This window comes from Pseudomonas sp. BN607, assembly GCF_029871175.1.
Taxonomy (GTDB): Bacteria; Pseudomonadota; Gammaproteobacteria; order Pseudomonadales; family Pseudomonadaceae; genus Aquipseudomonas.
Map to the genome: position 1 here is coordinate 34,454 of NZ_SSOE01000034.1, position 24,286 is coordinate 58,739.

Sequence of the window (24,286 nt, forward strand, 5' to 3'; positions counted from 1 at the left end):
ATGGCGTCATTCGCGTCACCTGGATTCCTGACATGAGCGATCATTTCGCTACCAATCTGAAACTGGCCTGCAGCCACTACCGCTCTATTTCCGAAGTTTGCCGCCAGCTTTCAATCAACCGGGCACAGTTCAACAAGTACCTGAGCGGGCAGAGCCGTCCGACGGCTTTCAACCTCAAGCGCATCGGCGATTTCTTCGGCGTCGAAGATTACGAGCTGAACCTGCCGGCCGAGCAGTTCGCCCGCCTGATCGGTGCCCGCGTGTCGACGCTGGCCGAGCAGCCCAGTGATCCGATCAGCGAGCTGTTCCGCCCGCTGCATGAGCACGCCGGTAACCTGTCTCGCTATTGCGGTTACTACTTCGAGTATTCCAACTGCATGTCGGTACCGGGCACGATCCTGGTGTCGCTGGTGCACCTGTGGGAAGAGCGCGGCCGCTTCCTGTTCGAACGCCAGGAGCGTCAGGAGCGTTCCAGCGCTACCGACCAGCATGCCGAAGTACGTTGCCGCTACCTGGGCGCGGCATTCCAGCTGCAGGACCGGGTGTTCCTCATCGACTATGAGTCGCTGACCTTCAACGAGATGAGCCAGACCATCCTCATTCCCAGTTTCAAAAGCCGTATTACCCGCCTGAACGGGCTGAAGGCCGGTGTCTCCAGCGGCGACCGGCGCAACCCGGCCTGTACCCGGGTGGTCTGGGAGTACCTGGGCGAGGAGATCAATCGCATCAATGCCTACCGGCAGGTGAAACTGTACCGGCCGGATGATCCTCGTATAGATGACGATGTGCGCGAGCGGTTGAGCGTGGGGCCGTTGCGCAATGGTCTGTTCGAGATCGAGTAATGCTAAACGCCTTAAGCATTGTCGAGGATGAAGCATTGAACGGTCCTTGTCTTTTTTATGTGAAACTCCCTGGCTGGCAAGTGGGGAGTCGACTATTCAATGGCGCTATGCCGTGACGTGGTAGTCAGCTCATTCCTCGTATGTCGTAGGAAATTTCTGTCTGCGGCGGTATTGAGCGGTGAAACTGCGGAATCGCGCCCTGTGGCATCGAACGGGTCCGGTGTTGGACTTCCCGGGCAGGAAACCGCAAAATGACTCTTTTTTCTCATCAACCTCTCCGGATCTGCTGACTCTATGCGTATGCGCCTAATGCTGTTGGGTGGTGGCAATGCCCTCGGGCAAGCGCTGATTCGTCTTGGGGCCGAGGAGGACATCGCATTTCTGGCACCGCGCCCGCCCGAGAACGGCTGGGCGCCCTCAAGCCTCACTCAGCTGCTCGATGACCATCGCCCCGACGCGCTGGTGAACCTGGCCTATTACTTCGACTGGTTCCAGGCCGAGTCGGTCAGCGAGCAGCGCCTGGCCCAACAGGAGCGGGCGGTGGAGCGGCTGGCAGAGCTGTGCCAGCACCATCAGATCACCTTGGTGCAGCCATCCAGCTACCGTGTGTTCGATGGTTCGCGGGCCACGGCCTATAGCGAAAAGGACGAGCCCGTGCCGTTGGGTTTGCGTGGTCAGGCCCTATGGCGCATCGAGCAGAGCGTGCGTGCGGCCTGCCCGCAGCATGTGTTGGTGCGCTTTGGCTGGTTGCTGGACGAGAGCATTGATGGCGCATTGGGCCGCTTCCTGACCCGTGCCGAGCAACCACAGGAGCTGCTGCTGGCCGATGATCGACGTGGCAACCCGACGCCGGTCGATGATGCTGCCCGAGTGATCCTGTCGGTGCTCAAGCAACTTGATTGCAATGCGCCGCTGTGGGGCACCTACCATTACGCCGGCAATGAGGCGACCACGCCGCTGGCGCTGGGCCAGGCGATCCTCGCCGAGGCCGGTCAATACCGCCAGCTGGCCGTTCAGGCCCCCACGCCGCAGGCCCATGCCGCGCGCCCGGATGCCAGCGAAGAGCCACAGCACGCGGTACTGGCTTGCAAGAAAATCCTTCATACCTTCGGCATCAAGCCGCGTGCCTGGCGCGCGGGCTTGCCACCTCTACTGGACCGGTTCTACCGCCATGGCTGACGCCCCCATCCTGATCACCGGCGGTGCCGGCTTCATTGGCTCCCACCTGTGCGATGCGTTGTTGGACAAAGGCTACGCCGTACGCATTCTCGACGACTTCTCCACCGGCCGGCGAAGCAATCTGCAGGTCGACCACCCACGGCTGGAACTGATCGAAGGTGATGTTGCCGATGCAGGGCTGGTCACTCAGGCGGCGGCTGGCTGCCGTGCTGTGGTGCATCTGGCAGCGGTAGCGTCGGTTCAGGCCTCGGTCGAAGACCCGGTGCGTACCCACCAGAGTAATTTCATCGGTACCCTTAACGTTTGCGAAGCCATGCGCGTGCATGGCCTGCGTCGGGTGCTGTTTGCCTCCAGCGCAGCGGTGTACGGCAACAATGGTGAAGGGGAGTCGATTTCCGAAGACACGCCCAAGGCGCCGTTGACCCCTTATGCCGTGGACAAGCTGGCCAGTGAGCAGTACCTGGACTTCTACCGTCGCCAGCATGGTCTGGAGCCGGTGGTGTTTCGCTTCTTCAATATCTTCGGGCCACGGCAGGACCCTTCCTCACCGTATTCCGGGGTGATCAGCATCTTCTGCGAGCGTACTGTGCAGGGCTTGCCGATTACAGTGTTCGGTGACGGCGAGCAGACCCGTGACTTCCTTTACGTGGGCGACCTGGTGCAGGTGATGGTGCAGGCACTGGAGCAGCCGCAGGTTGAGGAGGGGGCGGTGAACATCGGGCTGAACCAGGCGACCTCACTGAACCAGTTGCTGGCTGCGCTGGAGAAGGTTGTGGGGAGCTTGCCAGCGATCAGCTATGCGGCGGCGCGATCGGGTGATATCCGCCATTCGCGGGCGGATAACCAGCGGCTGTTGGCGCGGTTCGATTTTCCGCAGGCGACGCCGATGGTCGAGGGTTTGGCGCGGCTGCTGGGCAAAAGCTGATACCCATTGGGGCGCTCTGCGCCCTTGGCATGGCGATCAGCGCGGCGGCTTTTGGCTGCTGGCTATGGCCGCAGAAAACAAGGGCGGCCGAAGCCGCCCTGCAGTGTGCCGGTCAGAACTTGTAGCCAAGGCCGACCATGTACACCCATGGGTCGACGTCGACGTCGACCTTGGTCTTGCTATAGCCCAGCGCAGTCGGGCCGTTGACGCTGGCCTTGGTGTCGATGTCGACGTACCAGACCGAAGCGTTGACCAGCAGGTTTTCGGTGAGCATGTAGTCCATACCCAGCTGGCCGGCGATGCCGACAGAGTCCTGCAGCTTCAGGTTGCTGAAGCCTTGCTGCTTGCGGGCGCTGCTCAAGTCTTCATCGAAGAACAAGGTGTAGTTGATGCCGACACCGGCATATGGCTGGAACCTGGAGTTCGGCTCCATCGGGTAGTACTGCAGCGACAGTGTCGGCGGCAGTTGCTTGATGTCGGCCAGCTTGCCGTCCAGGCCGCCGCCCAGGCCCTTGACGCCCACGGTGTGCTTGAACGGGGTGGCTGCCAGCAGTTCCAGGCCGATGTGGTCGGTGAGCATGTAGGCGAAGGTCAAGCCCAGCTGGGTGTCGCTGTCCAGAGTCGCCTTGGTGCCCGAAACCTTGTTACCGTCGAATTTCAGGTCGCCACTGCTTTCGTTCGGTGCGGTGGTGATGGCGCCGGCACGCAGGATCATGTCTCCGGCCTGGTAGGCATGGGCGGCAGGGGCGGCGAGCGCAAGGGCCACAAGTGAGGCGCCGAGCAAGGACTTGTTCATGGAAGCTCCCAAAGGACGTGAGTAATCGAGTAGTCCAATGGTACGGAGCCGTCTAAACGGATTGTTTGACCCAGCTCAAAGAAGCGTCGTTACAAATTCGAAGCGGTTCTCATTTCAGCTCATAAACGTATATTTTCTCCGCTTCCATCTGGTAGCCGGCATCGGCCAGCTCGCTGCTGGAGGCTCTAACCTGCATCTTTCCTTCAATCCAGTAAGGCTGGTAGAGGTCTTCAACGCGCACACCCATTTCGCTGAAAATGTGCACGATCTGGTTCGACGGGGGCGGTGGCACGTGGATGCACGCGCCGTAGTAGGGGACCAGCAAGAACTCTGTGGTGCGGCCTTCTTCGCTGACTTCCAGCGGCACGATGTAACCGGGCAGCTTGATTTGCTGGCCGTCGAGGCTTTGCACCACAGGCGCATCAGGCGCCTGTTGGCGTGCGGCCGGCGCGGACTCGGCAGACAAGGCGTTGCTGAGCTGCGACATGTCGTGCAGCGGGGTGAGTTGCGGCGGGATGACCGGTGCACCTTCAGGGATCAGCGCGGGCCAGTCCAGCTCCTTGGGTTCGGCGGCCCATAGAGGCATCGCTACCAGCAACAGCAGGGCCAGCAGCATGTGCATTGCCGGCCTCTTCGCAGCCATGCTCGCTCGCACAGGTACTGCACAAGGTCCGAAGCCTGCGGGGCTCCCTGTGGGAGCGGGCGTGCCCGCGAAGCAGGCGGTGAGGTGTCTGATCATTACGCGCACTCAGAGGTGGATGGACAGGCCATCGGCCAGCGACTGCCGATAGGCCCGCCACGCCGGCACGCTGCCCATCAGCAACGCCGTCCCGAGGATGATAGCCAGTAAGGTCCACTCATGAGCACTCGGCAGCGCCAGGGGCAGATACAAACCATAGTTGGTCTGCACATACCCCTGCGCCAGGGCGATCCCTGCATAGAGCAAACCCAGCCCGGCGAAAATGCCGACAGCCGCCAGCGACAGCGCCTCCAGTACCAGCAGCCCGGCGATATGCCACGGCCGGGCCCCGACCGAACGCAGTATCGCCATCTCCCGGCGGCGCTCGTTGAGGCTGGTGAGAATCGCCGTGAGCATCCCGATCAAGCCCGTCAGCACCACGAACAGCGACACCACGAACAGCGCCTGCTCCGCGGTGCCCATCAAGCTCCACAACTCCTGCAAGGCCACGCCAGGCAGGATCGCCAGCAATGGCTCACTGCGATACTCGTTGATCTCCCGCTGCAGGCTGAAGGTGGCGATCTTGTTATTCAGGCCCAGCATGAACGCGGTAATGGCGGCAGGTTGCAGGTCCATCGTACGGGCCTGATCGGCGCTGATGCGCCCGGCGCCACGGGCGGGTACACCGTTGTGCCAGTCGATATGGATCGCTTCCATGCCGCCCAGGCTGATATGCAGGGTGCGGTCGACGGGGGTGCCGGTGCGCTCGAGTACGCCGACGACGGTAAACGGCTTGTCGTCGTGCTTGACCAGACTGATTGCGGCCACACCGTGGGCCAGCACCAGCTTGTCACCCAGCTTGTAGTGCAATGCCTCGGCCACTTCGGCGCCGAGCACTACCTCGAACGGGTCGTTGGCAAACTCACGCCCTTGGCTCAGTTCCAGATGCTGGCGGCGGCCGTACTGGTAGTGGCTGAAGTAATCTGTGGTGGTGCCCATCACTCTGTAGCCGCGGTGCGAGTCGCCCAGCGAGATCGGAATTGCCCACTTCACCCGTGGGTCGTGTGCATAGTGCTGGAAGCTGTCCCAGCGGATGTTGTTGGTGGCGTTGCCGATGCGGAACACCGAATACAGCAACAGGTTCACCGAGCCAGAGCGCGCACCGACGATCAGGTCGGTACCGCTGATGGTGCTGGCGAAGCTGGCACGGGCCTCGGTACGAACCCGCTCCACAGCCAGCAGCAGGCACACCGACAGGGCGATGGCGAAGGCGGTGAGGCAGGCGGTAAAGCGGCGATTGGCCAGGCTGGCCAAGGCAAGGCGGAGCAGGTACATCAGGCCTCCCGGGGCTTGGCAGCACGGTTGAGTTCAGCCAGGGACAGGTGGCGGTCGAACAGCGGCGCCAGGCTCTGGTCGTGGCTGACGAACAGCAGGCTGGAACCGGCGGCGCGGCATTCGGCGAACAGCAGGTGGATGAACGCTTCGCGGGTATCGGCATCCAGCGCCGAGGTCGGCTCGTCGGCAATCACAAGTTCGGGCTGGCCGATCAGTGCGCGGGCAGCGGCAACCCGCTGCTGCTGGCCGATCGACAGGCTGTCGGCGCGGCGCGCGAGCAGCGCCGGATCGCCCAGCCCCAAGTGCGCCAACAACGTGCTGGCGGCCTGGTCGACACTGCCATGGCGCTGCTCGGCACGGGCCTTGCGGCTGCTCGAGAAACGGCAGGGTAGCTCGACGTTCTCACGCACTGACAGGAACGGCAGCAGGTTGAACTGCTGGAAGATGTAGCCGGTGTGGTCGACCCGGAAGCGGTCACGGGCGCCTTGGCCAAGGCTGCCAAGATCGTGGCCGAGCAAATGGATGCTGCCCTGATCGGGTACGGTTACCCCGCCCAGCAAACCTAGCAGCGTGGTCTTGCCACTGCCGCTGGGGCCTTTCAGGAACAACGCTTCGCCGGCATCCAGGCGGAATGCCGGAATATCCAGCAGCGGCGCCTGGTGGGGCCAGGCGAACACCAGGTCCTGCAGTTCAATCAACGCCTGGCTCATTTCAGAAGGCGACCACAGCCTTGGCGGGCGAGGTCTCGACGCCTTTCTGGCCATTCGGGCCGATCAGTTGCACGTTGATTTTCTGCGTGGCCGGGAAGGTCTTGTACAGCGGGGTGAGGTCGATCTGGGCCAGTTTTTCCGGGGTGGCGCAGGTCAGCTGGTAGTGGGCATTGATGTCGCTGTGCACGTGGCCTTTCTCATGCTCGTCACCGTCGTCGTCCGCTTTGGCGGCGTCACCGAACAGCGGGCTTTCCAGTTCCTGCTGGTCTTCCTTGCAGCCTGCGGCCGCCGCGAGGCCGAACAGCTTCAGGGGTTGTTCCAGTTGCTGGCGCACGGCGGCGACCTTGGTCTTGTCGGCATCGCTGCTGGCGGCATGCTCGAAGCCGACCAGGTTCATGGCCGGGCTGTCCAGTTCCAGCTCCAGGGTATTGCCATCGAGCACGGCGTTCAGCTTGGCCACGCCATGCTCATGGGCGCCAAGGGTGCCATGGGCGTGATCGTGATCGTGGTCGTGATCATCGTGGGCATGGGCAATGCCCAGTGGCAGCAGGGCGAACGGCAGGGCGAGCAGCAGGCGACGCATGGGTGGCTCCGGGGCGGGCTGGATGATTGAGTTATGTTATAACAACTTTTCTAAGCGCCGCCAGCCTGCATGGCGCAGGTTTCATCTTGCGGTAGCATGGGCCATTGACCTTGCTCAAGGAACGTATTGTGAGAATCCGTGGACAGATTGGTAATTGGCCGGTGGACCTGACCATCGAGCTGGAACCTGAAGAATGGGCGCAACTGGGGCGCCAGATCGAGGTGCCGGCGTTAGCGCAAGGGGTTGCGGCGGCGCCAGTGGCGGCGCCACGGCAGGATGATGGGCAATGGGCGGCGGCGCGTGAGGTGTTGCGCCTGGCGGGGCAGATGAGCGGGCCGCAATTGCTCGATCGGCTGGAAGGGCTGGCCGGGAGTACGGCGGCGGGCAAACGGCTGCTGGTGCGTTTGCGGCACAGCAGTGAGGTGAAGGTAGAAAGCGGCGTAGATGCGCCGGTCTATCACTGGGTGGGGTGAGGTATTCTGGGCGGCCCTATCGCCCGCAAGCCAGCTTATCAAGGCCTGTAGAGTCCCTGTAGACGCTGGCTTGCCGGCGAGAGGGCCGGCGCAGGTCAGAACATCGCCGCCGACAGCTTGCGACGGTAAACCCCAACCAGCGGATGATCCCCACCCAGCAATTCAAACACCTGCAGCAACGCCTTCTGTGGCAGCCCGTTTTCATAGCCACGGTTACGCTGGAACAGCTTCAGCAACCCTTCCAGCGCCGCCTCATATTGCTGGCGTGCCAACTGCTGGATGCTCAGCTGATAAGCCGCCTCGTCATCCTGCGGGTTCTGCGCCAGACGGCTTTTCAGGTCGGCCACTTCTGGCAGGCTGGCAGCCTGGCGCAGGAAGGTCAGCTGGGCCTTGGCGCCTGCCAGTGCAGCTTTGTGTTCGTCAGTCTTGACCGCATCCAGCACCACTTGGGCTTCGCCCAGCTCACCACGCTCGGCCAGGCAGCGGGCGTACAGAATCAGTGCCTCGGCATTGCTGTTGTCTTCACCCAGCAGTGCCTGCAGCAGGGCTTCGGCCTCGGCAAAGCGGCTCTCGGCAAACAGCGACTTGGCTTGCTCCAGTGGCGAAGCAGTGGGGGCGGCGGGCAGTTGCACGTGCGGTTCCAGCATGGCGCGGATCGCTGATTCCGGCTGTGCTCCGGCAAAACCGTCGACCGGCTGGCCATCCTTGAACAGCACCACGGTCGGCAGGCTGCGTATGCCGAACTGGGCTACCACTTGCTGCTCGATGTCGCAGTTGATCTTGGCCAGCAGCAGCTCGCCCTGGTAACCCTCGGCGATCTTCGCCAGCAACGGCATCAGTGCCTTGCACGGCGCGCACCACTCGGCCCAGAAGTCCACCAGCACCGGCTTGTGGAAGGAGTTTTCGATCACCAGCTGTTGGAAGGTGGCATCGGTGGCATCGAAGATGTACGGCGTTTCCTGACTCATCGCGACTCTCGCAAATCCGTGAATAGCACCACTATAAAGGCTCGCGACTGGCGTGGTACAGGCTGACCCGGCGGAATTCGTGCGGCTCGGCCAGGTCTGGCAGGGTCAGCGCCTCGAGCACGCCCAGTTGCTGGTACAGCGGGTGACGGAAGTCGCGTACCCGTGAGTCGGCCACCAGCGCCTGGCGCCCACGGCCAAGAAAGGCATCCAGCAGCGGCAGGTTAGCGCGGTCGTACAGCACATCGGCAACCAGGATCAGGTCGAAACGGTCATCTTCGGCGAAGAAATCCTCGCTGTAGCTCAGTTCCACACCGTTCAGTTCAGCGTTCGCACGGCAGGCATCGAGTGCCAGTGGGTCAAGGTCGCAGGCCACTACCTCCAACGCACCCGCGCGCGCTGCAGCAATGCCGGCGATACCCGAGCCGGCGCCGAAGTCCAGCACCCGCTTGCCGGCTACCCATTCCGGGCGCTCGGCCAGGTAGCGTGCCATGGCCAGGCCACTGGCCCAGCAGAAGCTCCAGTAAGGCGGGTCTTCAAGAATGCGCCGGGTTTCTTCGCTGCTGAAGGCGCGGTCCATGTTCTGGTCGTCGATCAGCCACAACTTCAGGTCGCAGTCGGGCAGTTCGCTGACGACCAGGCGCGCTTCGCCGATCAGGCCGCTGAGCGCCTGTTGCAGGGCCAGCGGTACCATTTAAGGCGCCTTCTCGAAACGCAGCGGGCCGGTTGCCTGGCTCTGCGCCTGGATAATGCGCACCGGTTGCAGGTGCATGATCAGCTGGCCGGACCTGCTGGCGCGGCCACGCAGTTCGACCCGGGCACCAGCCGGGAAGGCTTCGGGGTTGAAGCGCAGCTGGTAAGGCAGGGCCTGGCCAGTACCGATGAGGTTGCTGCTGGCCAGAAGGCGTTGCGGGCGATCGCGTTCGTCGATGACCAACAAGGCCAGCTCCACGTCGGCCCCGGCGGGGATTTCCAGCAAGGTGCCGCTGAGCTCGCGCTGATAAGCCGGCAGTGGGCCCAGTACGTCGGCCTGCTTGGGCGAGCGGGCAGGGGTGGGTGCCGGCAGGTTTTCGGTCTTCGGCCTGTCGCTGCCACAGGCGGTGAGCAGGGCGGCGCAGCACAGCACGACGAGCGCTCGGTAGTGCATTGGGTAGTCCTTCACGGGCAGATTTCCCATGGATGTTAACCCCTTTGGCTTGTCTTGCCAGTGCAATGCGCTACCATGGCCCTCCCTTTTTTTGTTGCCTGCCACCATGCACTGTCCCTTTTGCGGTGCCAACGACACCAAGGTCATCGACTCTCGCCTCGTCGCCGAGGGCGAGCAGGTGCGCCGCCGCCGCGAATGCGTGGCATGTGGCGAGCGCTTCACCACCTTCGAAACCGCCGAATTGGTGCTGCCAAGGCTGATCAAGCAGGACGGCACGCGCCAGCCCTTCGACGAAGAAAAGCTGCGTGCCGGCATGCAGCGGGCGCTGGAAAAGCGCCCGGTCAGCGTCGAGCGCCTGGAAGCGGCGCTGGCGCACATCAAGAGCCGGCTGCGCGCTACGGGTGAGCGCGAAGTGAAATCGCTGGTGGTGGGTGAGATGGTCATGGCCGAGCTGCGCAAGCTTGACGAAGTGGCCTATATCCGCTTTGCCTCGGTGTACCGGCGCTTCCAGGACCTCGACGAGTTCCGCGAAGAAATCGACCGCCTGGCCCGTGAGCCAGCTAAAGAGTGAACATGCCCAGCCAAGCCGCCATCCTTGACGCCCACTACATGGCCCGTGCGCTGGAGCTGGCGCGCAAAGGCCTGTACACCACCCACCCGAACCCGCGCGTGGGCTGTGTGATCGTGCGTGATGGCGAAGTGGTTGGCGAAGGCTGGCACGTACGCGCCGGCGAGCCGCATGCCGAAGTGCATGCCCTGCGCCAGGCCGGCGAGCGTGCCCGCGGCGCCTGTGCCTACGTCACCCTGGAGCCGTGCAGCCATCATGGCCGCACGCCGCCGTGTGCCGAAGCGCTGGTGAAGGCCGGCGTGGCGCGTGTAGTCGCTGCCATGCAGGACCCTAACCCGCAAGTGGCGGGGCGGGGCCTGCGGCGCCTGGCCGAAGCCGGAATCGAGGTCGCCAGCGGGGTGCTCGAGGCCGAGGCCCGCGCCCTCAACCCGGGCTTCCTCAAGCGCATGGAGCACGGCCTGCCGTTCGTCCGCGCCAAGCTGGCCATGAGCCTGGACGGCCGCACCGCCATGGCCAGTGGTGAAAGCCAGTGGATCACCGGCCCGGCCGCCCGCTCGGCGGTACAGCGCCTGCGCGCCCGTTCCAGCGTGGTGTTGACCAGCGCCACCAGCGTGCTGGCCGACAACGCGCGTATGACCGTGCGGGGCGCCGAGCTGGGCCTGGATGCCGACACCACCGCCTTGGCCCTCAGCCGCGCCCCGCTGCGGGTGCTGGTCGACAGCCGCCTGCGCCTGCCGCTGGCTGCGCCGTTCTTCCAGGCCGGCCCGGCACTGGTGGTGACCGCTGTCGCAGATGACCCGCGCTATGCCGCTGCCGGCCACGAACTGCTCAGCTTGCCGGGCGACAATGGCCAGGTCGACCTTGCGGCGCTGCTGCAGGCCCTGGCCGCCCGCGGCGTAAACGAAATCCTGCTGGAGGCTGGTGCCGGCCTGGTCGGTGCCTTTGCCCGCCTGGGCCTGGTCGATGAGTTCCAGCTGTTCGTCGCCGGCACCTTCCTTGGCTCCCATGCCCGCCCATTGCTGGACTGGCCACTGGAAAAAATGAGCGAGGCCCCGCGGCTGAAAATTACCGAAATGCGCGCAGTGGGCGATGACTGGCGGGTCACGGCCATCCCCCTGCCGGCACCCGGCGTATAATGCCGGGCTTGCCCCGCGCAATCCGTTTTTGAGGAAGACCCCATGTTCACCGGCATCATCGAATCCATCGGCACCATCCGCAGCCTGACCCCCAAGGGTGGCGACGTGCGCGTCTACGTCGAAACCGGCAAGCTCGACCTGGGGGACGTCAAGCTCGGCGACAGCATCGCTGTCAACGGCGTGTGCCTGACTGCCGTGGAGCTGCCTGGCGACGGTTTCTGGGCCGACGTCAGCGTCGAAACCCTCAAGCGCACTGCCTTCATCGACCTCAAGGGCGGCAGCAAGGTCAACCTGGAAAAGGCCCTGACCCCCACCACCCGCCTGGGCGGGCACCTGGTCAGCGGCCACGTCGATGGCGTCGGCGAAATCATCTCGCGCAGCGATAACGCCCGCGCCATCCAGTTCCGTGTGCGTGCACCGAAGGAACTGGCCAAGTACATCGCCCACAAGGGTTCGATCACCGTCGACGGCACCAGCCTGACGGTCAATGAGGTCAATGGCGCCGAGTTCGAGCTGACCATTGTCCCGCACACCCTGTCCGAAACCATCATGGCCGACTACCGCGCAGGGCGTCGGGTAAACCTTGAGGTCGACCTGCTGGCCCGTTACCTGGAGCGCTTGCTGCTGGGTGACAAGGCCGCCGAGCCGAGCAAGGGCAGTGGCATTACCGAAAGCTTCCTGGCCGCCAACGGCTTCTTGAAATCCTGATTGAGAAGGGGGTGCCGCGTGGCGCTCAACAGCATCGAAGAACTGGTCGAAGACATCCGCCAGGGTAAAATGGTCATTCTCATGGATGACGAAGACCGCGAGAACGAAGGCGACATCATCATGGCAGCCGAATGCTGCCTGCCCGAGCATATCAACTTCATGGCCAAGCACGCCCGTGGTCTCATCTGCATGCCGATGACCCGCGAGCGTTGCGAAACCCTGAAGCTGCCGCTGATGGCACCGCGCAACGGCTCGGGCTTCGGCACCAAGTTCACCGTGTCGATCGAAGCCGCCGAAGGCGTTACCACCGGCATCTCCGCCGCCGACCGCGCCCGCACCGTGCAGGCCGCCGCCGCCAAGGATGCCAAGGCCGAAGACATCGTCAGCCCAGGCCACATCTTCCCGCTGATGGCCCAACCCGGCGGTACCCTGGCCCGCGCCGGCCACACCGAAGCCGCCTGCGACCTGGCGCGCATGGCCGGTTTCGAGCCAAGCGGCGTGATCTGCGAAGTGATGAACGACGACGGCACCATGTCGCGTCGTGCCGAGCTGGAAGTGTTCGCCGCCGAACACGGCCTGAAGATCGGCACCATTGCCGACCTGATCCACTACCGCATGATCCACGAGCGCACCGTGCAGCGTGTGTCCGAGCAGCCGGTAGAAAGCGAACTGGGTGAATTCAACCTGGTGACCTACCGCGACGCGGTCGAAGGCGACGTGCACATGGCCCTGACCCTGGGCAAAATCTGCGCCGAAGAGCCGACCCTGGTGCGCGTGCACAACATGGACCCGCTGCGCGACCTGCTGCTGGTCAAGCAACCGGGCCGCTGGAGCCTGCGCGCGGCGATGGCCGCAGTGGCCGAGGCCGGCAGTGGCGTGGTGCTACTGCTGGGTCACCCGCTGGACGGCGACGTGCTGCTGGCCCACATCCGCGAAAGCGCGGGCGATGCACCGGCCAAGGCACCGACTACCTACAGCACCGTTGGTGCCGGTTCGCAGATCCTGCGTGACCTCGGCGTGCGCAAGATGCGCCTGATGAGTTCGCCGATGAAGTTCAACGCGATATCCGGATTCGATCTGGAAGTTGTAGAATACGTGCCCTCCGAGTGACTTGAGGCGGCAATGACGCCCTCTGCTCGAGTCCAGACCCCTGTCGAGGCCGCTTGTATGCGGCCTCGCTCTTGAAGATGAGAATATCGGAATGACCCTGAAGACCATCGAAGGTACCTTCATCGCCCCCAAAGGTCGCTATGCTTTGGTGGTTGGCCGCTTCAACAGCTTCGTTGTCGAAAGCCTGGTAAGCGGTGCCGTCGACGCCCTGGTTCGCCACGGTGTCAGCGAAAGCGACATCACCATCATTCGTGCCCCGGGTGCATTCGAAATCCCGCTGGTAGCACAGAAGGTCGCCCAGCAAGGCGCCTACGACGCGATCATCGCCCTGGGCGCCGTGATCCGTGGTGGTACCCCGCACTTTGAATACGTGGCAGGCGAGTGCACCAAGGGCCTGGCCCAGGTGTCCATGGAGTTCGGTGTTCCGGTGGCCTTCGGCGTACTGACCGTCGACTCCATCGAGCAAGCCATCGAGCGTTCCGGCACCAAGGCCGGCAACAAAGGTGCTGAAGCTGCCCTGTCCGCTCTGGAAATGGTCAGCCTGCTGGCGCAGTTGGAGGCCAAGTGATTAGCGACGAAAGCGATCGTTTCAACCCGCGCGATCCAAAACCTGCGGATGCCGGCAAGCCGTCGAAGAGTGCAAAGCGCCGCGAAGCCCGCAAGCTCGCGACCCAGGCCCTTTATCAGTGGCACATGGCCCAGCATTCGCTGAACGAGATCGAAGCGCAGTTCCGGGTCGATAACGATTTCACCGATGTCGACGGTGCCTATTTCCGCGAGATCCTGCATGGGGTCCCGGCAATCAAGGGCGAAATCGACAAGGCGCTGGTGCCGTGCATGGCCATCGCCCTGGACGAGCTCGACCCAGTCGAGCTGGCCGTATTGCGCCTCTCCACCTGGGAGCTGATCAAGCGCGTCGACGTACCGTATCGCGTGGTGATCAACGAGGGCGTGGAACTGGCCAAAGTCTTCGGTGCCACCGACGGTCACAAGTTCGTCAATGGCGTGCTGGACAAGCTCGCCCCGGCCCTGCGTGAAGCAGAAGTCAAGGCGAACAAGCGCTGATCCCGGCGCAGCCAGGCCATGGGTGAGTTCGAGCTGATCAACCATTACTTCGCCGCCGCGCCTTGTGCGCAAGGGGGCGAGGGCGTGGCCCTGGGGATCGGTGACGATTGCGCCTTGCTGGATCTTCCCCCCGGTGAACAACTGGCAGTGTCGACCGACACGCTGGTCGCCGGGGTGCACTTTCCTGCTGTTTGCGACCCGCTGCTGCTGGGCCAGCGTTCGTTGGCCGTGGCGGCCAGTGACCTGGCAGCCATGGGCGCGACTGCCATCGGTTTTACCCTCGCGCTAACCCTGCCTGACGTGGGTGCGGACTGGCTGGCGGCTTACGCCGATGGCCTCAGCCGCATGGCCCACCGTTGCCGTATGAGCCTGATTGGTGGGGATACCACCCGTGGCCCGCTGAGCATCACCGTGACCGTGTTCGGTCGCGTGCCGGCTGGCCAGGCGTTGCGCCGCTGCGGTGCACGGCCTGGCGACCTGCTGTGTGTTGGTGGTTCGCTAGGGAAGGCTGCCGGTGCCTTGCCGCTGGTGCTGGGCGAACGCCAGGCGCCACCCGAGCAGGCCGAGCCGCTGCTGGCCCATTACTGGTCACCGATGCCGCAGCTCACCCTCGGTGAACTGCTGCGTGGCAAGGCCACTGCGGCGCTGGACATCTCCGACGGCCTGCTCGCTGATTGCGGGCACATTGCCAAGGCCTCCGGCGTGGCGCTGGAGGTGAACCTGGCGCAGGTGCCAGTGTCTCCTGCCTTAGAGGCATTCCTCGGCCGCGAAGCGGCGTTGCAGGCAGCACTCACCGGTGGCGACGACTACGTACTGGCATTCACCTTGCCGCCCGAAGCGCTGGCGCCCCTGGCTGGCCTCGGATTCATCGAGGTCCATATCATTGGTCGTGTGCTCGAAGGGCGGGGTGTGACCTTGCGCGACTCACAGGGCCAGGACATAACCCCCGTCCAGCGGGGCTATCAACACTTTAGGGAGACACCGTGACCGATCACCCCAACCAGGTGCCTGCGGAGTTCGTTCCGCCTTCGGTCTGGCGCAACCCTTGGCACTTCATCGCCTTTGGCTTCGGTTCCGGTACCTTGCCCAAGGCGCCAGGTACCTGGGGCTCGCTGGTAGCCATACCGTTCATCCCTTTATGGCAGCTGCTGCCCGACTGGGGGTACTGGCTGTTGCTCGGCGTGAGCATGCTGTTCGGCTTCTGGCTATGCGGCAAAGTCGCCAATGACTTGCGCGTGCACGACCATGAAGGCATTGTCTGGGATGAGATCGTCGGCATGTGGATCACCCTCTGGCTGGTGCCGGAAGGCTGGCAGTGGCTGCTGGCGGGGTTCCTGATGTTCCGCTTCTTCGACATCCTCAAGCCGTGGCCGATCCGCTGGATCGACCGGCATGTGCACGGGGGCGTCGGCATCATGCTCGACGATATCCTGGCCGGCGTGTTCGCCTGGCTGGGCATGCAGGTTCTGGTGTGGGCGGTTGCCTGAAACAGGGAGCGCGTGAATGGCCATAAGGATTGTGCTGCTGGCAATACTGGTGATCATTGCCCCGTGGGTGACGGCTGCTGAAGGTGTGCCCAGGCAGATCCACCTGGTCAGCGAGGAGTGGCTCGACTACACCAACGCCGACGGTACCGGGGTGGCCTGGGACGTGCTGCGCAAGGTGTTCGAACCGGCCGGAGTCAAGGTGGTAACGCAGAGTGCGCCGTACAGCCGGGCGGTTGGGCTGGTGAAGCGCGGCGAGGCTGATGCCTGGGTGGGCTCGTACAAAAACGAGAACGAAGACAACCTGTACCCGCGCTGGCACTTCGATATGGACCATATCTATGCCTTGGGGCTGGCCAGCAAACCTGTGCCTACCGCGCAGGACGTGGGCAAGTATCGCTTGGCCTGGGTCCGCGGCTACGACTACGGCAGCTATCTGCCGAATGTGCACGAGTTCCGAGAGATTCAGCGTCGTGAAGGCATCCTGCCGATGCTCGAGCATGACCGGGTCGATTTCTACATTGATGCACAGACTGAAGTCGACTACGTGCTCGGCCAGTCATCGCATCCCGAGCGGTTTCGACGTACTCATGTGGCCGAGCTGCCGCTGTACTTGGCTTTTGCCCGTAACGACCAGGCCAAGGCCCTGCGCGACCTGTTCGACAAGCGCATGGCCGAGTTGGTGCGCAGTGGCGAGCTGAAGCCGATTTTCCAGCATTGGAAGCAGCCATATCCGTTCAGTTCGGATAGCAAGCCAAACTGAAGCCGGGGCGCCTGGCGCCTCTGTCGCCGGCAAGCCAACCCCCGCAATTGATGCGCAAGTCTCAACACGGGAGGCTACTGATTTGCTGGCAATAGGGCCGGGATGCTGAGCCTAAGCATCGAACTTTTCGATCTTAACCCACCGTATTCAGCCAGCCCACATTCCCCAACCTGCTGATACAATCGGACAACGAGAAATTTCCTACTTATTCCAGGAGCACAACGTGCCCGTCGTCTTTGTTGCCGCCTCTAAACTCCCGACTCCCTTCGCGACCTTCACCATGCATGGCTTTCTCGACGAAGCCACTGGCCGTGAGCATGTGGTGCTCAGCCTGGGTGATATCGCGGACGGCCAGCCGGTATTGGGGCGCCTGCATTCCGAGTGTCTGACCGGCGATGCACTGTTCAGCCAGCGCTGCGACTGCGGCTCGCAGCTGGAAGCCGCGCTGCAGGCCATCGCCCGCGAAGGCCGTGGGGTGCTGTTGTACCTGCGTCAGGAAGGCCGCGGGATTGGTCTGTTGAACAAGATCCGCGCCTACGAGTTGCAAGATGGCGGCGCCGACACCGTCGAAGCCAACGAGCGCCTGGGCTTTGCTGCCGACCAGCGCGACTACGCCATGTGCCTGCCGATGCTCGAGCACCTCGGCGTGAAATCTCTGCGCCTCATGACTAACAACCCGCGCAAGGTCAAAGCCCTGACCGACATGAACATTGTCGTCGCAGAGCGTGTGCCGCTGCACACCGGGCACAACCCGCACAACCGTTATTACCTGGCGACCAAGGCCGGCAAGCTGGGCCATATGCTGGGCAACGAACACCAGGGCGAGGTGCCTCAGGCGTGACACGCGCCGAGGTCAAGCGGCGCTTGGCGCTGGCCTGGTGGCAGTACCTGGCAGTGGGCTTGGTGCCGTTGCCCGTCATGGCCTGGGCGTTTGGTGGCGGTGATGCGCTGATCCCGGTGCTGGCCATGCCGTTGTTCATTGCCGGGGCGGCCACCATGTTCCTCAGCCTGCCGCGTTTTGGTGCCTACAAGCGCGCACTCATTGCCACCTCGAAGGTGCTTGGCACTGGCGAAGAGCCCGCCGCCTGGATCGAGTTGGCGCGGGTACGGCGCCTGGCCATGCTGTATGCCTGCTTCCCAGCCTGGGTCGCCGCACTATCAGTACTGGTCGGCCTTGAGGCGGTGCCACAGATCCTGCTGGCGTTGTCCACCGTAGTGGTGCTGTACCTCTATCGCATACCACGCCAGCTCGGCTGATGCGCCTGCTCCCTGGCCTGCTGGCGCTGTTTGCCTGCTCCGTACTGGCTGGTGAACCGCTGCGCGTAGTCAGCCTGGCCCCTTCGATGACGGAAATCATGCTCGAGCTGCAGGCCGATGACCTGTTGGTGGGCGTGCTTGACGGTGGTGAGCGGCCGGCGGGGTTGCGCGACCTGCCTTCGCTGGGGCGCCAGGGGCAGCTGGACATGGAACGCCTGCTCAGCTTACGCCCCGACTTGTTGCTGCTGTGGCCGGGCAGTGTGCCCTTGGCCCAGCGCCACCAGCTCGAGCGCCTTGGCATTGCCACCTTCAGCGCCGAACCCCATGACATCGACCAGCTCATCGAGCAGATCGAAGCCATTGCCGGGCGCATCGGGCGCGCCGAGCAGGGGCAGCGGTACGCGCAATCCCTGCGTGAGCGGTTGCAGCAGCTGCGCCAGCAGTATCGACGGGATGAGCCTTTGCAGGTGTTCTACCAAGTCTGGGATCGGCCGCTGTACACCCTGGGAGGCGGTCAGGTAGTCAGTGACGCGCTGGCTGTGTGCGGGGCGCGCAATGTGTTCGCCGACCTCGGCCAACCGGCGCCACAGGTGAGTGTGGAGTCTGTGTTGCTGCGCAATCCACAGGTCATCCTTGCCGGCGATCAGGCACAACTGGCGAGCTGGAAAGCCTGGCCGCAGCTGCGTGCGGTCGCCGATGAACGCTTGCTGGTGGTGCCTGACAAAGGCCTGGAGCGACCCAGCGGGCAGATGATCGAAGCCACCGCCCGCCTGTGCGCGTTACTAGCGGCTAAAGCGCCGGCGTTCAGGTGATGCTGAGCAGGAACGTGCGGCCTTGGTACCACGGAAGACCGTATCGGCGGCGCTGGTAGCGGTGCGAGATTAGACCTGGCGGCTGGCGCTGATCAGCACGTCTGGGAGCTTGAGGGCGTCGTCGCGCTCAGCGGCCAGAAGGAATGTCGGGGCACAGAGAATCGCGCCACAGGCAGACTTTTCATGGGCAGTTACGAAGCATCCTCGGGTCAACCCGCTCCCACAGGGGCGCTACAGCGCTTGAGCACTGTGCAGCCCCGGTAGGCGCGGAAGAAGCCCTTACAGGCCGAGCTTGGCCATGCGGGCTTTCACTGCGGCCTCGATCCCGGCTGCATCCAGCCCGCACTCAGCCAGCATCTGTGCCGGCTTGGCATGCTCGACATAGATATCCGGCAGGCCCAGGTGCAGAAGCGGCTTGAGCACTGCCTGGCTGGCAAGGAACTCACCCACCGCAGCCCCCGCGCCACCCATGATGGCGTTCTCTTCGATAGTTACCAGCAACTCATGGCTTCCAGCCAGTTCCAGCACCAGGGCTTCGTCCAGCGGCTTGACGAAGCGCATGTCGACCACGGTGGCGTTGATCTGCTCGGCAACCTGCATGGCCTCGGCCAATTGCACGCCGAACACCAGCAAGGCGACTTTCTCGCCTTTGCGGCGGACCACACCCTTGCCGATTTCCAGCGGCTCAAGGTCTCCACTGATCGGTGCATTCGGGCCGGTGCCGCGCGGGTAGCGCACTGCCGCCGGGCCGTTGTACAGGTGGCCGGTGCTGAGCATCTTGCGCAGCTCGTTCTCGTCGCTCGGGGTCATTACCAGCATGCCCGGGATGCAGCGCAGGTACGACAGGTCGTAGCTGCCCGCATGGGTCGGGCCGTCTTCGCCCACCAGGCCGGCGCGGTCAATGGCGAACAGCACGTCGAGGTTCTGCACCGCCACGTCGTGGATCAGCTGGTCGTAGGCACGCTGCAGGAAGGTGGAGTAGATCGCTACTACCGGCTTGCTACCCTCGCAAGCCATGCCGGCCGCCAAGGTGACGGCGTGCTGCTCGGCGATCGCGACGTCGAAGTAGCGTTCCGGGTAGCGCTCGCTGAAGTCGACCAGGTCCGAGCCTTCCTTCATCGCCGGGGTAATGCCCACCAGGCGGTTGTCGGTAGCGGCCATGTCGCACAGCCACTGGCCGAACACGGCGGAGTATTTCGGCCCGCTGGCTTTCTTTGGCGCGGCGGGCTTGTCGGCCGGCTCCAGCTTGGTGATGGCATGGTAGCCGATCGGGTCGATCTCGGCTGGGGCGAAGCCCTTACCCTTCTTGGTCACCACGTGCAGGAACTGCGGGCCCTTGAGGTCACGCATGTTGCGCAGGGTGGCGATCATGGTCGGCAGGTCGTGGCCATCGATTGGGCCGATGTAGTTCCAGCCCAGTTCTTCGAACAATGTGCCCGGCACCAGCATGCCCTTGGCGTACTCTTCGGTGCGGCGGGCAATTTCCCAGGCGCCTGGCAGCCGCGACAGCACTTTTTTGCTGCCTTCGCGCATGCTCGCGTAGGTGCGGCTGGAGAGGATCTTGGCCAGGTAATTGGACAGGCCGCCGACATTGCGCGAAATCGACATGTCGTTGTCGTTGAGGATGACCAGCATGTCGGCGTTGACCTCCTGGGCGTGGTTCAACGCCTCGAAGGCCATGCCGGCAGTGAGTGCGCCGTCACCGATCACCGCGATCGACTTGCGCGCGCTGTTTTGCAGGCGGGCGGCAATGGCCATGCCCAGCGCGGCGCTGATCGAGGTGCTGGAGTGACCGACTCCAAAGGTGTCGTACTCGCTTTCGCTGCGGCGAGGGAAGGCGGCGATGCCGTCCTTCTGGCGCAGGCTGAGCATGCGGTTACGGCGCCCGGTGAGGATTTTGTGTGGGTAGGCCTGGTGGCCCACATCCCACACCAACCGGTCGTCCGGGGTGTCGAACACGTAGTGCAGGGCGATGGTCAGCTCGATCACGCCCAGGCCGGCACCAAAGTGCCCACCGGTCTGCCCCACGGTGTAGAGTAATTCCTGGCGCAACTCGTCGGCCAGGGTCTCCAGGTCGGCTTCGGCCAGCCGGCGCAGGCCGGCAGGCGTGTCAGCGCGGTCGAGCAACGGCGTGACCGGGCGTTCGCGGGGGATCTCTTGAAACGTCGTGGGCATCAGGCGAGTCGTTATAGGTGTGTGAAGACGCGGCAGTTTAACCCATTGTGGGAAAAGTGCCCATTCGACCACAGGTTACGCGGCCCCTGCGGGAGCGGGTTTACCCGCGAATGCGATATTGAATTTACTGGCGCATTCGCGGGTGAACCCGCTCCCACAGGGAATGGTGTAGCTGCTCAGTTGCGGCGTTCGACGATGTAGCGCGCCAAGGCCCGCAACGGCTCGGCGGTTTCGCTGAACCCTTCCAGTGCGACCAGCGCCTGGTCGCGCAGTTCGATCGCATAGGCTTTGGCCGCTTCCAGGCCCAGCAGGGCCGGGTAGGTCGGTTTGTCACGGGCGATGTCTGCCCCTTGGCGCTTGCCCAGGGTGGCGGTGTCGCTTTCCACGTCGAGGATATCGTCCTGTACCTGGAACGCCAGGCCGATCGCCTGTGCATAAGTCTGCAGGGCGTCCAGTTGTGCCTGGTCGGCGCGGGCACTGGCCAGGGCGCCGAGGCGTACGCTGGCTTCGATCAGCGCGCCGGTCTTGTGCCGGTGCATGAATTCCAGTGCCTGCTGGTCAAGCTTCAGGCCCACCGAACCAAGGTCGATAGCCTGGCCGCCGACCATGCCGGCCGGGCCAGCAGCCTTGGCCAGGGCCTGGACCATGGCCAGGCGGATACTGTCAGCCTGCGGGCTCAGCCGCGGATCGAGCAGGGCGCTGAAAGCCAGGCTCTGCAAGCCGTCGCCTGCCAGGATGGCGCAGGCTTCGTCAAAGGCTTTATGGGTGGTCGGCTGGCCGCGACGCAGGTCGTCGTCGTCCATGGCCGGCAGGTCGTCATGCACCAGGGAATAGGCATGGATCAGCTCTACTGCGCAGGCAGCGCCGTTGGCCTGTTCGGCAGCGGCACCCAGGGCTTCGCAGGCCGCGTAGGCCAGCAATGGGCGCACGCGCTTGCCGCCGTTCATCACGCTGTAGCGCATGGCGGCGTAAAGGCGTTCGAGCTCTTTGGTCGGGGCAACGAACAGCGGCTCAAGGGCAGCGTCGACCCGTGCCTGACAACTGGCCTGGTAGGTGCCGATCATGCTTCCGGCTCCGCGTCGAACGGCTGGGCAGCCAACTCGCCGTCGCGTTCCAGCAGGATTTGCACCTTCTGCTCCGCCTGGGCCAGGGCGCCCTGGCAATCACGGGTCAGGGCGATGCCTTGCTCGAAGGCGGCCAGCGACTCTTCCAGCGACAACTCGCCGTTCTCCAGGCGCTCGACCAGTGCTTGCAGGTCTGCGAGGGATTGCTCGAAATCGAGGGAGGCTTTTTTGCGGGCCATGGCGACTGTCTCGGTGGCATTCAGAACGGCGCGACACTAGCAGAGCGGGGCGGGGGGAGCAAACTTGTGTGGAGCAGGCCGCTGGAGCGACCGCTTGTATGTACGAGGCGATATCGCGCGATGCGCCAAGGCGTCCGCGCGCGAATCCCACAGGAATAATTGGCCCGAAACAAATGTAGGAGCGAGCGCAGCTCGCGATGCGCCGCGTGGGCGGCGCTCGATTTCAGCGCCGCCATCTGCCTCAAGTCAGGCGCAGGAAACTATCAAGCCGTGGCAGCTTCCCGTTCCACCATGGCTTCACGGTACCGGGCCAACTCTTCGATGGTCAGCACTGGCAAGTTGTACTGGCGCGCATACACCGCCACTTGCTCGCCACGGGCCATGGTTCCGTCGGGGTTCATCAATTCGCACAGCACCGCCGCCGGCCGCAGGCCAGCCAGGCGCGCCAGGTCCACCGAGCCTTCGGTGTGCCCGCGGCGCGCCAGTACGCCGCCATTGCGGGCGCGTAGCGGGAACACATGCCCAGGGCTGACGATATGGCGCTGCTCGGCGCTGGAGCGCAGTGCCGCGGCAATGGTGGTAACACGATCCTGGGCTGAAACCCCGGTTGTGATCCCTTCCGCCGCCTCGATGGTGACGGTGAAACCGGTGCCATGGCGGGCTTGGTTGTTCTGCACCATGGGCGCCAGCTGCAGTTCGTCGACTGTGGCCTCGTCCAGGCACAGGCAGACGATGCCGCTGCAATCGCGAATCATCATGGCCATGGTCTGCAGCGAAATGTTTTCGGCGGCGGCAATGATGTCCGCTTCGTCCTCGCGGTCGTCATCGTCGAGCAACAGCACAGGGCGACCGGCCTTGAAGGCGGCGATGGCAGCGGAAACATTGGGGTATTGCGAGTGGTGCTGGGTGGACATGAAACGCTCCTCGTGAATGATCGATGAACGTCTCGGGGCGAACAAAATGCGCGCGCAGGGGCGCCCGAATGGCCCCTGCCTGACGCCTTCTTTCATCCGGACTATGACCGTCGGCTCTGGAGTCGCACCAGATCTGCTGACCCCCGGCATGGCCGGGGCGCTCGCGGGCTCATCTTTCGATTTACCGCCGGTGGGGACTTTCACCCCGCCCTGAAGACCAAGCAAGCATACAGCACTGTGCCACCCTACTGGCAACCCGCTGCTCTACCGTCTTCGACAAGACGGGCAGCAGTAAGCATTTACCCCTTTTTCACCTGCCGCAGCGCCTACCTTGGTGACGGTCACATTGGCAAACCAAGGAAACGAACCGTCATGTCCTCTCTCCATCCTTTTACCGATACCGATCTTCATGTCGCATTCAGAACGATTGTCGACTCGTTGTTCGACAAGAAGCGTGACTACGTCGACGGCGTACTCAAGCCCAAAATGCTCATCATTGCCGGTGCACAGGGCTCGGGTAAGACCTACTTGCTGGAAAACACGCTGTTGAAGAGCGGGCGGTACGACAATTATGTTCGCCTTTACGAAACCCATTTTCGTGAGCTGCACCCTCATTACCGGGCAATGGAAGACAAAGGCGTGCTCTATGTCTATGAGCATACCGAGCCGTTCATCTGGCGCCTGGGCGCGATGATTTGCACGTATGCGATGGATAATGGATACAACATCATCATGGAGACCGCGCTCGACAGCCCTCATTTCGCTGACTTTCCACCTGAAGCCGCCCGCAAAGGCTATCAGAGTGAGGTCCACCTGATTGCGTGTCAGAAAGAATTCAGCCACTGGTCGACCCTGGATCGTGTGGTCAACAGTGTTGGCAATCATGAGCTCGAGCGTGTGGTCAGCCTGACGCAGATCGAGGAGGCGCAGATCAATGGCAGGGCCATCATCGATGCTTTCGAAAACGCCTGTATCGAGGTGCCAGGTTCCGAAATCGTGCTTTATCGACGTGGCCTTGAGACGGACAGGAATAGCCAGCCGGTCTGTCACAGCACCTGTCCTGAAAAAGGGCTCCTCGTGCCCCAACAGACCTACCAGGGCAGAGCATTCTTCCGTGGGGCAGACCTGAAGATCGATTTCAAGGTCCAGCGCAGTCCCCAGGCCGATTTCCCCTGTTCCTATATTCAGTATGCACAGGTGGTGCATGCCGGCCTGCTGGGTTCGAAACACCGTCGGACGATGGCCGAACTCAATTGCAAAACCCTCGGCCAGGCTCAGAAGCTGATGTCGCAGCTGCCTGTGGATGTCTACCGCGAGCTGTGCCTGTACGTGCTCAAGTACGCGCAACCTTGAGTCG

General features: G+C 63.5%; 29 protein-coding genes and 1 riboswitch. Of the genes, 17 read left to right on the forward strand and 12 right to left on the reverse strand.

The genetic code is table 11. The features are described 5' to 3' along the window. Nucleotides 1-32: 32 nt before the first annotated feature. The 3 genes from E8E68_RS09595 to E8E68_RS09605 all read left to right on the forward strand — a co-directional run bounded on the left by E8E68_RS09595 (nucleotide 33) and on the right by E8E68_RS09605 (nucleotide 2,946). A complete protein-coding gene (locus E8E68_RS09595) occupies nucleotides 33-842 on the forward strand; it encodes a helix-turn-helix transcriptional regulator (protein ID WP_266032049.1) in 810 nt (269 codons plus the stop codon). 294 nt (nucleotides 843-1,136) lie between these two features. Next, nucleotides 1,137-2,021, forward strand: coding sequence for a sugar nucleotide-binding protein (locus E8E68_RS09600; protein ID WP_280340854.1), 885 nt, complete (start codon nucleotides 1,137-1,139; stop codon nucleotides 2,019-2,021). Then, on the forward strand, nucleotides 2,014-2,946 hold the full coding sequence (locus E8E68_RS09605) for an NAD-dependent epimerase/dehydratase family protein (protein ID WP_280340856.1): 933 nt from the start codon (nucleotides 2,014-2,016) through the stop codon (nucleotides 2,944-2,946). The genes E8E68_RS09600 and E8E68_RS09605 overlap by 8 nt, the downstream gene beginning before the upstream one ends. A 112-nt stretch (nucleotides 2,947-3,058) precedes the next feature. Here the strand turns inward: E8E68_RS09605 and E8E68_RS09610 are convergent, their stop codons facing one another. From E8E68_RS09610 to E8E68_RS09630, 5 genes are all read right to left on the reverse strand, one after another. Next, the gene (locus tag E8E68_RS09610) at nucleotides 3,059-3,742 is read right to left on the reverse strand and encodes an OmpW family outer membrane protein (RefSeq protein ID WP_016497769.1); all 684 of its coding nucleotides are present in this window, start codon (nucleotides 3,740-3,742) and stop codon (nucleotides 3,059-3,061) included. Nucleotides 3,743-3,851: 109 nt separating this feature from the next. Beyond that, on the reverse strand, nucleotides 3,852-4,364 hold the full coding sequence (locus E8E68_RS09615) for a DUF3299 domain-containing protein (RefSeq protein ID WP_266032046.1): 513 nt from the start codon (nucleotides 4,362-4,364) through the stop codon (nucleotides 3,852-3,854). Nucleotides 4,365-4,490: 126 nt separating this feature from the next. Continuing rightward, on the reverse strand, nucleotides 4,491-5,756 hold the full coding sequence (locus E8E68_RS09620; protein ID WP_280340858.1) for an ABC transporter permease: 1,266 nt from the start codon (nucleotides 5,754-5,756) through the stop codon (nucleotides 4,491-4,493). Continuing rightward, complete coding sequence (locus tag E8E68_RS09625; RefSeq protein WP_280340860.1) at nucleotides 5,756-6,466, reverse strand: ABC transporter ATP-binding protein; 711 nt, start codon at nucleotides 6,464-6,466, stop codon at nucleotides 5,756-5,758. Before E8E68_RS09625 ends, E8E68_RS09620 begins: the two co-directional genes overlap by 1 nt. 1 nt (nucleotide 6,467) lies before the next feature. Further along, nucleotides 6,468-7,049, reverse strand: coding sequence for a DUF2796 domain-containing protein (locus E8E68_RS09630; RefSeq protein ID WP_266032043.1), 582 nt, complete (start codon nucleotides 7,047-7,049; stop codon nucleotides 6,468-6,470). Nucleotides 7,050-7,177: 128 nt separating this feature from the next. Between E8E68_RS09630 and E8E68_RS09635 the strand changes: the two genes are divergently transcribed. Continuing rightward, on the forward strand, nucleotides 7,178-7,522 hold the full coding sequence (locus E8E68_RS09635) for a hypothetical protein (RefSeq protein ID WP_280340862.1): 345 nt from the start codon (nucleotides 7,178-7,180) through the stop codon (nucleotides 7,520-7,522). A gap of 95 nt (nucleotides 7,523-7,617) precedes the next feature. On the opposite strand, the gene trxA is transcribed toward E8E68_RS09635, so the two are convergent. Genes trxA through E8E68_RS09650 form a run of 3 tightly spaced genes read right to left on the reverse strand, consistent with a single transcriptional unit; the run spans nucleotide 7,618 to nucleotide 9,634 of the window. Further along, complete coding sequence (gene trxA / locus E8E68_RS09640) at nucleotides 7,618-8,490, reverse strand: thioredoxin (RefSeq protein WP_266032041.1); 873 nt, start codon at nucleotides 8,488-8,490, stop codon at nucleotides 7,618-7,620. 31 nt (nucleotides 8,491-8,521) lie between these two features. Beyond that, nucleotides 8,522-9,181, reverse strand: a complete 660-nt coding sequence (locus E8E68_RS09645; protein WP_266032040.1) for a 50S ribosomal protein L11 methyltransferase — start codon at nucleotides 9,179-9,181, stop codon at nucleotides 8,522-8,524. After that, complete coding sequence (locus E8E68_RS09650) at nucleotides 9,182-9,634, reverse strand: YbaY family lipoprotein (RefSeq protein WP_266032039.1); 453 nt, start codon at nucleotides 9,632-9,634, stop codon at nucleotides 9,182-9,184. A gap of 106 nt (nucleotides 9,635-9,740) precedes the next feature. Here E8E68_RS09650 and nrdR point away from each other — a divergent pair, with 106 nt between their 5' ends. From nrdR to E8E68_RS09710, 12 genes are all read left to right on the forward strand, one after another. Continuing rightward, a complete protein-coding gene (gene nrdR, locus E8E68_RS09655; protein WP_003255402.1) occupies nucleotides 9,741-10,205 on the forward strand; it encodes a transcriptional regulator NrdR in 465 nt (154 codons plus the stop codon). A 2-nt stretch (nucleotides 10,206-10,207) separates the two neighbouring features. Continuing rightward, a complete protein-coding gene (gene ribD, locus E8E68_RS09660; RefSeq protein WP_280340864.1) occupies nucleotides 10,208-11,338 on the forward strand; it encodes a bifunctional diaminohydroxyphosphoribosylaminopyrimidine deaminase/5-amino-6-(5-phosphoribosylamino)uracil reductase RibD in 1,131 nt (376 codons plus the stop codon). A gap of 42 nt (nucleotides 11,339-11,380) precedes the next feature. Beyond that, nucleotides 11,381-12,046: a riboflavin synthase gene (locus E8E68_RS09665; RefSeq protein WP_110745234.1), complete on the forward strand. Its 666-nt coding sequence runs from the start codon at nucleotides 11,381-11,383 to the stop codon at nucleotides 12,044-12,046. Between the two features lie 18 nt (nucleotides 12,047-12,064). Beyond that, a complete protein-coding gene (gene ribBA / locus E8E68_RS09670) occupies nucleotides 12,065-13,156 on the forward strand; it encodes a bifunctional 3,4-dihydroxy-2-butanone-4-phosphate synthase/GTP cyclohydrolase II (protein WP_016484697.1) in 1,092 nt (363 codons plus the stop codon). Between the two features lie 91 nt (nucleotides 13,157-13,247). Continuing rightward, nucleotides 13,248-13,724 carry a 6,7-dimethyl-8-ribityllumazine synthase gene (gene ribE, locus E8E68_RS09675; RefSeq protein ID WP_003255395.1) on the forward strand — a complete coding sequence of 159 codons (477 nt, stop codon included), beginning with the start codon at nucleotides 13,248-13,250 and terminating at the stop codon, nucleotides 13,722-13,724. After that, nucleotides 13,721-14,221 carry a transcription antitermination factor NusB gene (gene nusB, locus E8E68_RS09680; RefSeq protein WP_266032037.1) on the forward strand — a complete coding sequence of 167 codons (501 nt, stop codon included), beginning with the start codon at nucleotides 13,721-13,723 and terminating at the stop codon, nucleotides 14,219-14,221. Before ribE ends, nusB begins: the two co-directional genes overlap by 4 nt. 18 nt (nucleotides 14,222-14,239) lie before the next feature. Continuing rightward, nucleotides 14,240-15,208 (forward strand): thiamine-phosphate kinase, encoded by a 969-nt coding sequence (thiL, locus tag E8E68_RS09685; RefSeq protein ID WP_266032036.1) that lies wholly within the window; start codon nucleotides 14,240-14,242, stop codon nucleotides 15,206-15,208. Then, a complete protein-coding gene (locus E8E68_RS09690) occupies nucleotides 15,205-15,708 on the forward strand; it encodes a phosphatidylglycerophosphatase A (protein ID WP_010951803.1) in 504 nt (167 codons plus the stop codon). Before thiL ends, E8E68_RS09690 begins: the two co-directional genes overlap by 4 nt. Nucleotides 15,709-15,724: 16 nt before the next feature. Further along, on the forward strand, nucleotides 15,725-16,468 hold the full coding sequence (locus E8E68_RS09695) for a transporter substrate-binding domain-containing protein (RefSeq protein WP_266032035.1): 744 nt from the start codon (nucleotides 15,725-15,727) through the stop codon (nucleotides 16,466-16,468). Between the two features lie 223 nt (nucleotides 16,469-16,691). Continuing rightward, nucleotides 16,692-17,309, forward strand: a complete 618-nt coding sequence (gene ribA, locus E8E68_RS09700; RefSeq protein ID WP_003260612.1) for a GTP cyclohydrolase II — start codon at nucleotides 16,692-16,694, stop codon at nucleotides 17,307-17,309. Next, the gene (locus E8E68_RS09705) at nucleotides 17,306-17,725 is read left to right on the forward strand and encodes an MFS transporter (protein WP_110741770.1); all 420 of its coding nucleotides are present in this window, start codon (nucleotides 17,306-17,308) and stop codon (nucleotides 17,723-17,725) included. Before ribA ends, E8E68_RS09705 begins: the two co-directional genes overlap by 4 nt. Further along, a complete protein-coding gene (locus E8E68_RS09710) occupies nucleotides 17,725-18,537 on the forward strand; it encodes a cobalamin-binding protein (protein WP_280340872.1) in 813 nt (270 codons plus the stop codon). The genes E8E68_RS09705 and E8E68_RS09710 overlap by 1 nt, the downstream gene beginning before the upstream one ends. A gap of 279 nt (nucleotides 18,538-18,816) precedes the next feature. On the opposite strand, the gene dxs is transcribed toward E8E68_RS09710, so the two are convergent. From dxs to ribB, 4 genes are all read right to left on the reverse strand, one after another. Next, nucleotides 18,817-20,712, reverse strand: a complete 1,896-nt coding sequence (gene dxs, locus E8E68_RS09715; RefSeq protein WP_266032034.1) for a 1-deoxy-D-xylulose-5-phosphate synthase — start codon at nucleotides 20,710-20,712, stop codon at nucleotides 18,817-18,819. A 176-nt stretch (nucleotides 20,713-20,888) separates the two neighbouring features. Next, a complete protein-coding gene (gene ispA / locus E8E68_RS09720; RefSeq protein ID WP_110745227.1) occupies nucleotides 20,889-21,776 on the reverse strand; it encodes a (2E,6E)-farnesyl diphosphate synthase in 888 nt (295 codons plus the stop codon). Beyond that, nucleotides 21,773-22,015: an exodeoxyribonuclease VII small subunit gene (locus tag E8E68_RS09725; RefSeq protein WP_003255380.1), complete on the reverse strand. Its 243-nt coding sequence runs from the start codon at nucleotides 22,013-22,015 to the stop codon at nucleotides 21,773-21,775. The genes ispA and E8E68_RS09725 overlap by 4 nt, the downstream gene beginning before the upstream one ends. A 263-nt stretch (nucleotides 22,016-22,278) precedes the next feature. Then, nucleotides 22,279-22,929, reverse strand: a complete 651-nt coding sequence (gene ribB, locus E8E68_RS09730; protein ID WP_266032033.1) for a 3,4-dihydroxy-2-butanone-4-phosphate synthase — start codon at nucleotides 22,927-22,929, stop codon at nucleotides 22,279-22,281. A gap of 80 nt (nucleotides 22,930-23,009) precedes the next feature. Next, nucleotides 23,010-23,151, reverse strand: a riboswitch (FMN riboswitch). 150 nt (nucleotides 23,152-23,301) lie between these two features. Here ribB and E8E68_RS09735 point away from each other — a divergent pair. Then, on the forward strand, nucleotides 23,302-24,282 hold the full coding sequence (locus tag E8E68_RS09735; protein ID WP_266032032.1) for a zeta toxin family protein: 981 nt from the start codon (nucleotides 23,302-23,304) through the stop codon (nucleotides 24,280-24,282). Nucleotides 24,283-24,286 lie beyond the last annotated feature (4 nt).

Bases quoted from the DNA above. Each gene is read 5' to 3' on its own strand.
- E8E68_RS09725 (WP_003255380.1), bottom strand. From the start codon at position 22,015: ATGGCCCGCAAAAAAGCCTCCCTCGATTTCGAGCAATCCCTCGCAGAC.
- E8E68_RS09595 (WP_266032049.1), top strand. From the start codon at position 33: ATGAGCGATCATTTCGCTACCAATCTGAAACTGGCCTGCAGCCACTAC.
- E8E68_RS09625 (WP_280340860.1), bottom strand. From the start codon at position 6,466: ATGAGCCAGGCGTTGATTGAACTGCAGGACCTGGTGTTCGCCTGGCCC.
- nrdR (WP_003255402.1), top strand. From the start codon at position 9,741: ATGCACTGTCCCTTTTGCGGTGCCAACGACACCAAGGTCATCGACTCT.
- E8E68_RS09615 (WP_266032046.1), bottom strand. From the start codon at position 4,364: ATGCACATGCTGCTGGCCCTGCTGTTGCTGGTAGCGATGCCTCTATGG.
- E8E68_RS09735 (WP_266032032.1), top strand. From the start codon at position 23,302: ATGTCCTCTCTCCATCCTTTTACCGATACCGATCTTCATGTCGCATTC.
- ribE (WP_003255395.1), top strand. From the start codon at position 13,248: ATGACCCTGAAGACCATCGAAGGTACCTTCATCGCCCCCAAAGGTCGC.
- trxA (WP_266032041.1), bottom strand. From the start codon at position 8,490: ATGAGTCAGGAAACGCCGTACATCTTCGATGCCACCGATGCCACCTTC.
- ribD (WP_280340864.1), top strand. From the start codon at position 10,208: ATGCCCAGCCAAGCCGCCATCCTTGACGCCCACTACATGGCCCGTGCG.
- E8E68_RS09695 (WP_266032035.1), top strand. From the start codon at position 15,725: ATGGCCATAAGGATTGTGCTGCTGGCAATACTGGTGATCATTGCCCCG.
- E8E68_RS09620 (WP_280340858.1), bottom strand. From the start codon at position 5,756: ATGTACCTGCTCCGCCTTGCCTTGGCCAGCCTGGCCAATCGCCGCTTT.
- E8E68_RS09665 (WP_110745234.1), top strand. From the start codon at position 11,381: ATGTTCACCGGCATCATCGAATCCATCGGCACCATCCGCAGCCTGACC.
- E8E68_RS09605 (WP_280340856.1), top strand. From the start codon at position 2,014: ATGGCTGACGCCCCCATCCTGATCACCGGCGGTGCCGGCTTCATTGGC.
- E8E68_RS09710 (WP_280340872.1), top strand. From the start codon at position 17,725: ATGCGCCTGCTCCCTGGCCTGCTGGCGCTGTTTGCCTGCTCCGTACTG.
- E8E68_RS09630 (WP_266032043.1), bottom strand. From the start codon at position 7,049: ATGCGTCGCCTGCTGCTCGCCCTGCCGTTCGCCCTGCTGCCACTGGGC.
- thiL (WP_266032036.1), top strand. From the start codon at position 14,240: ATGGGTGAGTTCGAGCTGATCAACCATTACTTCGCCGCCGCGCCTTGT.
- ispA (WP_110745227.1), bottom strand. From the start codon at position 21,776: ATGATCGGCACCTACCAGGCCAGTTGTCAGGCACGGGTCGACGCTGCC.
- dxs (WP_266032034.1), bottom strand. From the start codon at position 20,712: ATGCCCACGACGTTTCAAGAGATCCCCCGCGAACGCCCGGTCACGCCG.
- ribB (WP_266032033.1), bottom strand. From the start codon at position 22,929: ATGTCCACCCAGCACCACTCGCAATACCCCAATGTTTCCGCTGCCATC.
- E8E68_RS09610 (WP_016497769.1), bottom strand. From the start codon at position 3,742: ATGAACAAGTCCTTGCTCGGCGCCTCACTTGTGGCCCTTGCGCTCGCC.
- E8E68_RS09650 (WP_266032039.1), bottom strand. From the start codon at position 9,634: ATGCACTACCGAGCGCTCGTCGTGCTGTGCTGCGCCGCCCTGCTCACC.
- E8E68_RS09600 (WP_280340854.1), top strand. From the start codon at position 1,137: ATGCGTATGCGCCTAATGCTGTTGGGTGGTGGCAATGCCCTCGGGCAA.
- E8E68_RS09645 (WP_266032040.1), bottom strand. From the start codon at position 9,181: ATGGTACCGCTGGCCCTGCAACAGGCGCTCAGCGGCCTGATCGGCGAA.